At 32.3% G+C, this 13,567-nt stretch carries 6 protein-coding genes; all 6 read left to right on the top strand.

Going from position 1 to position 13,567, the window contains the following annotated elements:
- Window positions 1-41 precede the first annotated feature (41 nt).
- The 6 genes from WHD07_RS07765 (at window position 42) to WHD07_RS07740 (ending at window position 13,558) form a co-directional block, all read left to right on the top strand.
- Window positions 42-3,272, top strand: a complete 3,231-nt coding sequence (locus tag WHD07_RS07765) for a glycoside hydrolase family 2 TIM barrel-domain containing protein (protein ID WP_343330712.1) — start codon at window positions 42-44, stop codon at window positions 3,270-3,272.
- 157 nt (window positions 3,273-3,429) lie between these two features.
- Entirely contained in the window at window positions 3,430-5,250 is a 1,821-nt protein-coding gene (locus WHD07_RS07760; protein ID WP_343330711.1) for a right-handed parallel beta-helix repeat-containing protein, read from the top strand.
- Window positions 5,251-5,281: 31 nt separating this feature from the next.
- Window positions 5,282-6,904: a T9SS type A sorting domain-containing protein gene (locus WHD07_RS07755; RefSeq protein ID WP_343330710.1), complete on the top strand. Its 1,623-nt coding sequence runs from the start codon at window positions 5,282-5,284 to the stop codon at window positions 6,902-6,904.
- 43 nt (window positions 6,905-6,947) lie between these two features.
- Window positions 6,948-8,294, top strand: a complete 1,347-nt coding sequence (locus tag WHD07_RS07750) for a sulfatase (protein WP_343330709.1) — start codon at window positions 6,948-6,950, stop codon at window positions 8,292-8,294.
- Between the two features lie 395 nt (window positions 8,295-8,689).
- Window positions 8,690-11,827 (top strand): TonB-dependent receptor, encoded by a 3,138-nt coding sequence (locus WHD07_RS07745; protein ID WP_343330708.1) that lies wholly within the window; start codon window positions 8,690-8,692, stop codon window positions 11,825-11,827.
- 12 nt (window positions 11,828-11,839) lie between these two features.
- Complete coding sequence (locus WHD07_RS07740; RefSeq protein ID WP_343330707.1) at window positions 11,840-13,558, top strand: RagB/SusD family nutrient uptake outer membrane protein; 1,719 nt, start codon at window positions 11,840-11,842, stop codon at window positions 13,556-13,558.
- The last annotated feature ends 9 nt before the right edge of the window (window positions 13,559-13,567 follow it).

Below are 13,567 nucleotides of genomic sequence, written 5' to 3'. Positions count from 1 at the left end.
GAAAAATATGATTGGTAACGGTTTGTAAAAAAATATTTAAAATGAATTTAAAGTACTCTATTGTTTTCTTTTTATTATTAATTTCTCAATTTACTGTCTCTCAAAACGATTGGGAAAACGAATTGATGTTTGAACAAAACAAGTTGAGGTCTCGTGTGCCTAGTTATTCCTACACAAATCATGCAGATGCTTTAGAAGGAAATAGAGATAAATCTAGAATACAATCTTTAAACGGAACGTGGAAGTTTAAGTATGTTGGGACTTCTAAAGATAGACCTACAGAATTTATTAAAAAAGATTTTAACGGAGAAAATTGGAGTGATATTCCTGTGCCTTCAAGTTGGGAATTAGAAGGTTTTGGACAACCCATTTATACCAATATTATTTATCCTTTTACTCCGGATATTAAAAATGGAGGAAAAAGAAACTTCAATTATATGGGGCCTCATCCGCCGCAATTTCCATTTATAGAAAAATATAGAGACAACCCAGTTGGGAGTTATTATAGAGATTTTACAATTCCAAAAGATTGGGATCATCAATCTGTAATTTTACATTTTGGTGGTGTTTCATCGGCATTTTATGTGTGGGTAAATGGCAAAAAAGTAGGATATAGCCAAGGAAGTAGATTGGCTGCAGAATTTGATATTACAGCATTTTTATCCGAAGGAAAAAATAGAGTAGCGGTGCAGGTTTTTAGATGGAGTGATGGTAGTTATTTAGAAGACCAAGACATGTGGCGTTTAAGCGGAATTCATAGAGAAGTATTGCTTTTAGCACAACCAAAAATTGCTTTAAATGACTTTTTTGTTAGAACAAAGTTCGATGATACATTAGAGGATGCAAAATTAGAAGTACGTCCTCATTTATGGATGAAAGGTGATGAAGACAATTTAAAAGACTGGATAATTTCTGCGGATTTATATGATGCTAACAATCAAAAAGTTTTAGAAAAACCGATGTCTTGCAAGGTAGATGATGTCCATTTTGAAAGATGGCCGCAAAGAGATATTACCAAATTCGCCTTTTTAGAAGCAACTATTAAAAACCCAAAAAAATGGTCTGTAGAAAGTCCGTATTTGTACACGTTGGTTTTTGATGTAAAAGATGCAACTGGCAAAATTGTAGAATCTAGAAGTCAGAAAGTAGGTTTTAGAAAAATAGGTTTTAGTGCCGATAATGAGTTGTTGATTAACGGAAAACCTGTAAAAATTAAAGGAGTAAATCGTCATGATCATCATCCTGTAAGAGGAAAAGCATTAACAAGAAAAGATTTAGAAGACGATGTAAAACTGTTAAAGAAATTCAATTTTAATGCGGTAAGAACATCACATTATCCGAATGATCCATATTTCTATGATTTGTGTGATAAATACGGAATTTATGTAATGGATGAAGCGAATATAGAAACCCATCATTTAGGAAGTTATGCACCACAACAACCAAGTTTAGCGATTCCTATTTTAAGTAGAATTATGAGAATGGTAGATAGAGATAAAAATCATGCCTCTATTATTTCTTGGTCTATGGGAAATGAAGCTGGAACAGGACCTGCTTTCGCAGCTGCAGCAGGTTGGATAAAAGATTATGATGCTTCCCGATTTATTCATTATGAAGGAGCACAAGGAAAACCAACGCATCCAGAGTATAAAGAAGGAGAAGAAGGACAAAAAGTGTTTAGAGGACCTGCACATGCAAATCCTGATGATCCAGATTATGTAGATGTTTTAAGTAGAATGTATCCAGAGATTTATCAGTTAAAGGCAATGTCTGAAAGCAAGTACATCAACAGACCAATTATAATGTGTGAGTATGCACATGCCATGGGGAATTCTATTGGTGGTTTGGGTGAATATTGGGATTTAATCAACTCTAAAAAGAACTTAATTGGAGGTTTTATTTGGGATATGATAGACCAAGGTATTGCAAAAAAAGACAAAGATGGTAACACATTTTATGCGTATGGAGGCGATTTTGAAGATTATCCGAATGATAAAAATTTCTGTATCAACGGTGTTTTTTCTGCAGATAGAAAACCAAATCCACATGCGTGGGAAGTAAAATACATTCAGCAACCTTTTAATTTTACTGCCGTTGATGTAAAAAGCGGAACTATTTTAGCCATCAATCATTTAAATGAAACCAATTTAAATAATTATAACGTTCGTTGGACGTTGTCTGAAAACGGAAAAGAAATTCAGGCTGGAGTTTTACAAAATGTAGATGTACAACCAAATACATCATCAGAAGTAAAGATTCCGTTTAAAAAAGTAAAATTTAAGGACGAAAATGAATATTGGTTAAAAATATCGATACAAGAAAAGGAAGCTACTTTTTGGGCAGCAAAAGGATTTGAAATTGCAAACGAGCAACTATTAGTCAAAGAAAAAGTAGTAAAAAGTATTTATACATCTTCATCTAAATCAGCATTACAAGTTGTAGAGAATACTTCTGAGATTTTGGTTTCAGGAAAAAAATATTCAGCAAAAGTATCTAAACAAACAGGAGAGTTCATTTCATTGCTAAAAAATGGAAAAGAGCAGATTTTATCACCTTTAAAACCAAATTTTTTTAGACCACCAATAGATAACGATTTACGTGGCGCAAGCAGTAGAGACTTTAAAAAATCGAGGGCTTATTGGGAATTTTTAAATGAGAAATTAGAAACGAAATCGGTTAAAGTAATTACAGACAGCACAAATGAAACAACGGTTTTAGTTGAAAAAACGTATAAAGACGAAGTACAATTAAATATGAAGTATCACTTTTTAAGTGATGGAAGGATTGTTGTAAAAATGGATTTAGATGCTGAAGAAAGTTTACCAGGTTTGGTGAAATTCGGAGTTACTTTAGGTGTTTCTAAAACAAACAACAATACTACTTTTTATGGAAAAGGACCTTGGGAAAATTATATTGATAGAAAACGAGGAACAGAAGTAGATGAATTTACTTTTAAAACAGACGATTTATTTACAAACTATGTTTTTCCGCAAGAAAACGGAAACCGTTCAGATGTACGATGGTTGCAATTATCAGAAAACAAAAAAAGCAATTTAAAAATTGAAGGTTCACCAACATTCGGATTTTCAATTTGGCCTTATGCTCCTAAAAACATTCAAGAAGCAAAACATCCTTTTGATTTAAAAGAGCAAGGTTTTTACACATTGAATTTACATTTAATTCAAATGAGCGTAAACGGAACGTTGTCTGAAACCTTGCCAAAATATGTAATTCCTTCTGGGAAATATAGTTTTGAGTTTGTGTTAAATTAATCGATTAAAACGTATTTTGATGCTTAAATAAGGATAAAAGGCTGTATTTGTATATAAATAGGGTGTCATTTATTTAGGGATACAAATAATTTATTATCAGACAATTTTTTTTGATGGTATGTAGATACTTTTCGAATATATTCAATAAACACATATTATGAGAAAAGCTCAAATAACGATCTTCCTTTTTCTGTTTGTAATCATTCAGATAAGTTCGCAAATTGTAAATGTTGCAGATCATGGCATAAAACCAGGTAAAGATGTAACTTTAGAAGTGTACCAATTACTGAACTCTTTAGAGGGTAAAAAAAATGTAACACTGTTTTTTCCCAAAGGGCAATACGAGTTTTATCCAGAAAATGCGTTTGAAGAATATAGAGCCGTAACCAATCATGACAATAGCTTAAAGAAAATAGCTTTTCCTATTTATAATTTCGAAAACTTTACGTTAGACGGTAATGGATCTACTTTTATGTTTCATGGTAAAATTAGCCCTATTGTTGTAGAAGGTTCTACAAATACAAGGTTAAAAAACTTTGCGATAGACTGGGATAAATCATTTGTGAATGAACTAAAAGTTGTTAAAAATAATGAGGAAGAAAATTCTTTTGTAGTTGAGGTTGCAAACGAAAAGTTTGGTTTCGAAGTAAAAAACAATCAGATTTTGTTTAATCATTATGATTGGCAAGATGAAATCGGTCAGAATATAGCCTTTGATTCTGCTACTAAATCTCCTATTTGGCAAACCAAAAATTATTTTTTAAAGCCTCAGCCTAAGACAGCAGCTAAAATTATAAAAATAGATAATAAGACAGCCAAGTTTATAAATTACACAAAAGTAACGCCACCTGTGGGGACTGTTTTTGCCACGTATGGTAAAAGCCCAGGATTAAACAGACATGTGCCTGCAATTCATTTATCGAACTCTAAAGACAACTTTTTAAATGATGTTACTGTTTTACAAACAGGAGGAATGGGATTAATTGCTGAACGATGTGAAAACATTTCATTAGACAAATTTATAGTTACTTCTAGAGTAGGTAGAACAATTGCTACTAGAGCAGATGCTACACACTTTTTAGGTTGTAAAGGATCCATTACCTTAGAAAATTGTTTGTTTGAACATATGCTAGATGATGGTATAAATGTGCATGGAGCTTATGTAAAAGTAGAAAAATATGTAGGAAATAATACTTTTTTATGTGAAACAAGCCACCCACAACAATGGGGCTTTACTTTTGGCGAAAAAGGAGATGAAATTATGATAATTTCTAGAGAAACCATTCTCCCTATTTTTAAAACTGAAATTACAGAAGTAAAGGTTTTAAATGAAAGAAGAACATTAATTACGGTTGCAGAATTGCCAACGGTAATGCCAGAAGGGAAATTATCTTTAGAGAACCTTACTTGGTATCCTGATGTATACATGAATAAAAATATTATCAGAGAAAATAGAGCAAGAAGTGCACTGATTACCACAAAAGGAAAAGTACTTGTAGAAAATAACTATTTTTCTTCTCAAATGCACGGTATTCTTATTGAAGGAGATAATAACAAATGGTATGAATCTGGTGGGGTACAAGATATTACCATCAGAAATAATACTTTTGAAAATATAGGTTACGGAAGTGGTGATTCTTACCCGTTATTGGCTTCACCTCTATTTACTTCAGAACAAAAATTTGGGAATCAAAAATTTCATCAGAATATTAATTTCATTAATAATGTTATTAAAAGTTTTAATGGTCAATTGGTACACGCAATGTCTGTAAAAGGATTAAATGTTTCTGGAAATAGCATTGAAATAAGTACAGATTATCCTACAGGGGCAAAATTACCAGCTATAGATTTAGAGTATTGTGAAGATGTAATTATCGAAAAAAATCAATTTAAAAAGTTTGATTTCCCTATAAAAGCAACAGTGAAAGACAATAATAGCAAGGTTAAGATTAAAAAGAATAAAGGATTGTTGAAATAAATGAATCAATAATAAAAATAAATATGTGCTCATGAAAGTATCAAAAAACAGCTTTTTATTTTGGTTTTACCTCTTTTTTGCAAGTGTTGTGTTTGCACAAAACCCTATGGACAGAGTACTTCCTGCGGATAGTTATTTTTACACTCCAACCATCAATACAGCAAATCAAATGAGTTTTCCCGATGGAGATAATTCTTCATCTGCTTTACAAAGTATGATACATAGTTTGGCTAGTTCTGGAGGTGGTGTTTTAAACATAAAAGCAGGGACGTATACCATAGACAAACTTATTCATATAAAATCTAATGTTCATATTCGTGTGAATCCTGGAGTGGTTTTTAAAACTACAGTGGCTAGAGGCGCTATTTTTCAAGCAGGATATGAGGCAAATTATACATTGGCAGAAAATTGGAGTATTCAAAGTACAACTGGAGAGAAATTTACCTTTGATTTTGAAGGATTATTACCAGGTGATAACATTAGAGCAGTACAATTAGGATACGCTACTAATTTTAAAATTGCAGATTTTGTTGTTTTAGATAATTATACAAAATTTAATGCAATTTCTTCTGGAGCTGTTGGTGATGACGTTACTCAAGGATCCGCAAAATTTAGTTCATTCGGCATTATTGAAAACCTAGATATAAAGAAAGCACATTATGGATATGGCTTAATTCAATGTCAGGTTGGGCAAGATTTATTGTTTAGAAATTTATCTGGTGAAGGTGGTGTTACTCTTAGGTTTGAGTCAGGTTTTAGTGGTTTGGCAGATAGGTATGTTACAGACAAAACGCCCATTATAAACAATGTGTATGGTAGAAATATTTCTTGTATAGATGGTGCACATGCAGTGATGTTGTCTCCACATACCATTACACAAGGTATTGCAGATGTTAGAGATATTACAGGCATTAGTTGTGAAGCAGTAGTGTCTATAAATTTTGGATTTATGTCTGCAAGCAAAGGGCAAGAAGCACCAAATCATAGTTCAGGAACTTTTTCAGAAGCCTCAGTTATTGCAAACGTATCTGCAACGTATGGTGTAAATGCACAAGTAAGAGCAGCACGTTTAAGGCACGTGCCTTGTGCTTTAAGAAATTACATCAGTTTAGATGAAATAAACCCAGATGATGAATCCTATAAAGGACCTTCGTTAGCACCTGTTTATTATTTAGCATTAGAAGATTATGAATCTTTTGAAAGTCCGGATGGAAGGTATAAAATTGTTTTAGAAAATGTAACTCATACTGGTTTTTCATCAGAAATAAGAGCAGACGGTTTAATTACTGATGGGGGAGAAAATGATTTTGAAGGTTGTGATATTGATCGTGCTCCTATTTGGATTAAAGGCGAAGACAAAAACACTCCAAATCCGTTGCAAACCTCTACAGTAGCAATAGTTTTAGACGTTAATGATTTTATAAAAGACTCGAATATTGTTATTTATCAACAAGAAAATGTAAGAAATTTAATAATTAAGAGCCCTTTTCATGGAGGTCTTAAAATTTACAATGTATTGGGAGAATTGGTAAATGAAGTGCCTTTTTTTAAGAACAATACTACTGTAGATGTTTCTAAAATGACCAAAGGTGTGTACATCATTCTTATGGAATCTGACAAGAAAATAATCACCAAGAAAATAATCATCAAATAATTTTATAATGCATAGATTCAATAATCAAAAAAGTATATTCTTTTTGCTCCTTTTTATAATAACAGCTTTTTCTTGTAAAAGTAAAGTGGTTAAAAAAGATTCATTAACAACAACACATAAAAAGCCAAACATTGTTTTATTATTTGTTGATGATTGGGGTTGGGCGGATGTTGGTTTTAGAAATCCTCTTTTTGAAACGCCAAACATAGATCAATTAAAAAAAGAAAGTTTAAATTTTAATAGAGCCTATATTCCAACGCCTACTTGTAGCCCAAGTAGAGCTTCTATTTTAACTGGTAAAGAAGCGGTTCGTTTAGAAATGGTGCGTCATATTTCTGGAGATCCAGAGAAAGAAAAATATAGTTATTGGCCATCAGATCCAGTACAAATGCCTTCTATTAATTATTTACCTTTAGAAGAAGTTACTTATGCAGAAAGACTAAAAGAATATGGCTATTACAATGCATTTATAGGGAAATGGCACTTAGGACACACGGCACATTATCCAGAAAAACAGGGGTTTGATGAAGTGTATGGAACTACCAATGCTGGACATCCAAAAAATTATTATTTTCCGTTTTTTAAGCCAGAAGAAGATCCTAAAGGATTTTTACAGTCTGGTGTAAAAAAAGGAGATTATTTAACGGAAGTTTTAACCAAGCATGCCACTGATTTTATTCATAATTACGATAAAAAGGATCCTTTTATGTTGTCTTTTTCGTATTACACAGTACATGGACCTTCTATTGGTAGAAAAGATTTATTAAAAAAATACGAAGCCAAAGGAATGAAAGGAAAATATGCCCAACATGGCGCAATGGTAGAAGTTTTAGACAATTCTGTAGGACAAGTAAGAAAGGCTTTAAAAGAGAAAGGAATTGCAGACAATACAATTATTATTTTAATTTCCGATCAAGGAGGTGCTTACACAAACGCTCCTTTAAGTGGTGGTAAAAAAGGAGGAAATACTTTAGGAGAAGGAGGTTCTAGAGTTTTGTTAACCATAGATTATCCTGGAGTTACAAAACCAGGTACAGAAACATCAATCCCTGTACAATCCATAGATTTATACCCAACAATACTTGAAATTGCTTCTGGCAAAAAAGGAGAAGACAATTGGATTCAAGGAAAAAGTTTAATGCCTATACTACAAGGAAAAGAATTTGCAAAAAGACAATTGTATTTCTTTAGAAGTTACGAAGATCAATATGCGTCTGTAATTGATGGCGATTGGAAACTAGTAAAATATCACTCAGGAAAATTTCAATTATTTAATGTTACTAAAGATATTAGTGAACAGAATGATTTAATAGGAACTGGATTAGAAATTGAAGCAACTTTAAAAAAGAATCTCGAAAACTGGGAGAAAGAAGCTGTTCCTGCTTTTTAGAAACGGTTTTCTATTATTCAGAATATAAGGAAGGTAGTAACTTTAGGTTGCTACCTTTTGTTGTTTTAGAGCTTTTCTCTATTCAATACTCCTTATAAAAGTGTCGTTTTAAGGAATTAACATAAATTTAAATGAAAAAATTAGTTTTATTTAGTTTGTTGTTTATCAGCTTGTTATATGTGATTTGTGTTTGAATTTACTATGAGACACATTTAATTTACTAAAATCTACAAAGAAACTTAACAAAAACATCAACTTTATAGTAGTCAAAATAAAAGGGCTCATAAATTCACAATTCAAAAAAAAATACAGCTTAAAATTATGAATACAGAATACATTTAAAGTACCCAAAATCCCAAAACTTAATTTGAATATAAACGAATAAAAATCAACCAATGAAATTAAAATTTTTATTAAAAAACAAGATTTTAGCATACAGCCTACTAAGTTTACTTGCTGTGTTGTTCTGTAGTTTTGATGCTAATGCACAAAGAATTACAGTAAAAGGAATTGTTACAGACGGCATAGATAACTCTCCTATACCAGGAGTTTCTGTTGTTGTAAAAGGAACAAAAAGAGGAACAACTTCTGATTTTGATGGTAATTATGCTATTAAAGCAGAAATAGGAGAAACACTTGTATTTGCATATTTAGGTATGAAAAATAGAAATGTTAAAGTTGCAAGAGCAAAGCACAATGTAAAAATGACTTCTAGCACAGAAGAATTAGAAGAAATTGTGGTAATTGGTTATGGAGCTGTTAAAAAGAAAGAAATAACAGGTTCTGTATCTCAAGTAAAATCAGAAGATATTAAACAATTTGTAACACCAGATATTGCTTCTGCAATGCAAGGTCAAGTTGCCGGTGTAAATATTACTTCTAATTCTGGAGAACCAGGAGAACAATCTAATATTCAAATTAGAGGGATTACTTCTTTATCGGGTAGTAATACGCCATTATTTGTCGTTGATGGTATTCCGCAAGAAGGAGATCCTAGATTGGCAAGTAATGAAATAGAAACTATTGATGTACTTAAAGATGCAGCATCAGCAGCAATTTATGGTACACGTGGAGCAGCAGGAGTTATCTTAATTACAACAAAGAGAGGTAAAGAAGGTAAAATGGTAGTTGGTTTCGATTACTCTTCTGGGATACAATCTCTTGGTAGTGGAACTCCTTTAATGAATACAGAAGAGCAACTTTATTTTGAGACAGCAAAAGCAGACTATAAATATTCATTAGGTTTAGGGTATTATACGCCTGGGCCTAATAGAGCAGCTTGGTTAGAAAACGACAATGTGTTTTCTGATTTAGTATTAGTAGATGCTGCCAAAAGCAATTCTTACAGTATAAGAGTTTCTGGTGGTCAAAAAGGCTTTACGTATAGTGTAACAGGTGGTTACCAAGATATTGATGGTGCACTTTTGGGTTCTAGTTTTAAAAGATATAATGGTAGAGCATCTACTACGTATGATACTAAAAACTGGAAAATAAACACGAGTATTGGTTTTACTTTAGAAGATAGAGATCGTTCTACGAGTCAGTTAATTACACTAGCAACACGTTACAAACCTTATTATCCATTAATTGATTTATCTTCTGATAGATTTATATCAGAATCTGGTAATTCTGGGTTAACAACTCCATTAAATGGTCTTGCACAAGCACTAAAAAGAACAGATAATCAAAGAAACGATAAGTTAAATTTAAGTTTAAGTGCAACAAGAAAGTTGACAAAAGATTTAGATTTTACAACAAGAATAGGAACAAATGTAGATAATGGTACTCGTAATATCTTTAGATCTAAGTTTGAGTTATTTGATGAAGAAACCGGTATTGCAGAATCTGATCCATTATTTAGTGGGGCTTCAGCATTTGCATCTCGTTTAAATGTTTTTAGTGTTGATGGATTTTTTACCTACAAGAAAAAAATAGGTCAGCATAGTTTTAATCTTTTAGGTAGTGTTTCTGCAGATGAGCGTACTTATCAATCTTTTACAGCCTCTAGAAATGGTGTTTTAGACAATTCAATTACTGTATTAAATGGTTCTAGTCAAGATCCTTTAGCAGATTCCGGAGTTAATTATGTGAGAAAAAATGTTGGTTTCTTAGCGAGAGCGCAATACAATTATAAAGGGAAATATTTACTTTCTGCTTTTGTAAGAAGAGATGGGTCTAGTAAATTTGGTGAAAATTCTAAATGGGGAACTTTTCCTTCTGTTTCTTTAGCATGGAATGTTTCTAGCGAGAAATTTTGGAAACCATTAAAAGGAACCATTAATAACTTTAAACTTAGATTAAGTAGAGGTACTGCAGGTAATGATAGTTTTAATGATTATCAATTTGCATCAACAATTACAAGAGAATTAGATTATATTTTTAGTGAAACAGATCAATCACAAACATTGGGTTCTGCAGTAACGTCTTTTGCAAACCCTCTTGTAAAATGGGAAACTTCTGTTTCTAGTAATGTTGGAGTAGATTTAAGTTTTTTAAGAAATAAATTTAGTGTGACGGCAGATTATTATTTAACAGAAAAGTCAGATATGCTTTTTCCTGTTAGATTACCAGGTTCTGCAGGTGTTATTAGAAATAGTGGTTCTCAAAATCAAATTAGAAATATTGGGGATATGACTAATAAAGGTTTGGAAGTTGCTTTAAACTATAGAGGAAGCATTGGAGAGGGGAAAATCAATTTAGGTTTAAACTTTACAAAAAACGAAAACGAGATTACTAAAATGGCCAATGGAATAGATATTATTTACAATTCTAATTCACAAGTTTTAGGCTCTCCAGTAACTGTCTTTAAAGTGGGGAGAGAAGCTGGGGCTTTTTGGTTAAAACCAACGGATGGAATATTATCTAACCATACGCCAGAAAAAGCAGCAGAATTGTTAGAATACCAAAATAATGTAGATAGCAACGCAAATGCTGGAGATTTAAAATATATAGACAAATTAACGGTAGATACAGATAATGATGGTATACCAGATGCTGGTGATGGTGTTATTAATGATGAAGATAGAGAGTATGGAGGTAGTGGACTACCTGATTTTGAAATCGGTTTTAATACCAATTTTTCATATAAAAACTTCGATTTAACAATGAACTGGTATGGTTCTGTTGGAGCAGAAATTATTAACGTTACAAAGGCAGATGCTTTTTCTAGAACAAGGCATAAAGATTTAGTGAATATGTGGACGCCACAAAATCCAACTTCTCAAATTCCTTTTTGGGTAGAAAGAGATGGTAGACACCCAAATTATAATGGTGATTCTGATTTGTGGGTAGAAAACGGAGATTACTTAAGACTTAAATTAGTGTCTTTAGGATATACCTTACCAAAAGAGGTTGCAGAAAAAATAGGAGCGTCTAAATTTAGGTTATTCTTATCTGCTCAAAACCCTATTACAATTACTGGGTACGATGGTTTTGATCCAGAAGTTGGTGGTAATGTTACAAGAAGAGGTATCGATTCTGCAAGATTCCCTATCACATCTTTATATTCATTAGGGTTTAATTTAGAATTTTAAAACATAGAAATTATGAAAAAATATATATACACATTTGCCGCAGTATTCTTATTAGGAATCATGCAATCTTGTTCAAGCTATTTAGAAGAATCGAATCCTAATGAATTATCAACAGATACTTATTGGAAAAATTTAGAAGATTCAGAATCTAACTTAACATCAGTATATTCTGCAATGTTACATACGTATGTACTTTCTATTGCAGAAGAATTTAACAGAACAGACTTGGCGTATCCAGGTAGAAGAACCAGACCTACTGGTCAATATTTAGCATGGTATCAACAAAGAGTAACTTCTGATAATAGAGAGTTAGGTGATGCTTGGGATGCAAAATACCAAGTTATTTGGAGAGCAAACCAAGTAATAGAAGGTTTAGAAAGTATGGATGCAGAATTTAAAGCAGATCCTATTTGGACGAGACAAATGGCAGAAGCAAGATTTTTTAGAGGCTTAATGCATTTTTATTTACATGCTAATTTTAATGAAGGTAAAATAGTTATTAGAGATGCTGTACCTGTTGCCCCAGAAGATTTTACAAAACCAACCTCTTCTTCAGAAGAAGTTATCAAATTCTTTAGAGAAGACTTAGAATTTGCGTATGCAAATTTACCAGCACAAGGAAAAACGATTGCTAGAGTAGATGCTGCAGTAGCTGCAACCATTTTAGGAACCAGTTATTTATATGAAGGTAAACCAACAGAGGCAATTCCTTATTTTAAAGATGTGATTACAAACAGTGCATACGGCCTTTCTTTAGAGCAAGATCCTGGAAAAGTATTTCCTAGTGGAGGAGATTTTAGTTCAGAGTCTATTTTTGAAATTAATTATGCAGATAATTTTAGACCAGAAGATACTTTCTTTAATGAAGCTTCTTTTCAAAACAGATTGGCTAGAAGAACAGGACCTACTGGTAAGAATACAGAAGCTAATATAAATTTTGGGGGAGCTGCATGGGTGGTACCTTCTGCTTGGTTAACTTACCAATATATGCAAGAGCATTTAGAGATGGATCCTTCTGATGCTAGAAATTATGTAGACAACGACATAACAAAACCTTTGAAAAATAATTCTTTAAGGGCTTCTCATAGTATAGCCTTAGTAAATGATGAAACTTCTGTTTATTATGGATACACAGCACCTCAATCTTTTGCGTTTGGAGGCACATTATTTTCATTATTCAAAAAATATACCAATCATTTAAATGGTAATACAGCGGAAGATGATACCAATACTTCTGGTTGGAAATCGGGTAGAAATGTTGTAGTAAACAGATTAAGTGGTGTGTATTTAATGTATGCAGAATGTTTAGCAAGTACAGATATCCCAAAAGCGGTAGGTTTGGTAAATGAAATTAGAAAACGTTGGGGATTAATTCCTTTAGATGCAGGTACTTTTAACGAAACTACTTTTATGGATCAGTTAATGTATCATGAATATCCTTTAGAATTATCTTTAGAAGGTTTCTCTACAAGATCTATCGATTTAAGAAGATGGGGAGTTGCACAACAAAGATTTCAAGATTTAAGCACTCAGGTATATGGTCTTGCAGATTATACATACACAAGAACCAACGGAAAAACAGCAAAACGTAAAAAGAGTTTGTTAGAATTAGGTTCTGGAGCTACTCCTTTTTCTGAGTATACAGAAGCTGCTGATGCTTGGGCAAGTGGTTATAATGGGTATTTACCATTACCTCAAAGTGAAACTTTAAACAATCAAAACGCTAATTAAAAAATAGAA

It is taken from the genome of Polaribacter staleyi (assembly GCF_038024045.1).
Classification (GTDB): domain Bacteria; phylum Bacteroidota; class Bacteroidia; order Flavobacteriales; family Flavobacteriaceae; genus Polaribacter; species Polaribacter butkevichii.
The sequence above is the reverse complement of the archived record's forward strand: the minus strand, read 5'-3'. Positions and strand labels throughout refer to the sequence as shown.

Bases quoted from the DNA above. Each gene is read 5' to 3' on its own strand.
- WHD07_RS07765 (WP_343330712.1), top strand. From the start codon at position 42: ATGAATTTAAAGTACTCTATTGTTTTCTTTTTATTATTAATTTCTCAA.
- WHD07_RS07760 (WP_343330711.1), top strand. From the start codon at position 3,430: ATGAGAAAAGCTCAAATAACGATCTTCCTTTTTCTGTTTGTAATCATT.
- WHD07_RS07755 (WP_343330710.1), top strand. From the start codon at position 5,282: ATGAAAGTATCAAAAAACAGCTTTTTATTTTGGTTTTACCTCTTTTTT.
- WHD07_RS07745 (WP_343330708.1), top strand. From the start codon at position 8,690: ATGAAATTAAAATTTTTATTAAAAAACAAGATTTTAGCATACAGCCTA.
- WHD07_RS07740 (WP_343330707.1), top strand. From the start codon at position 11,840: ATGAAAAAATATATATACACATTTGCCGCAGTATTCTTATTAGGAATC.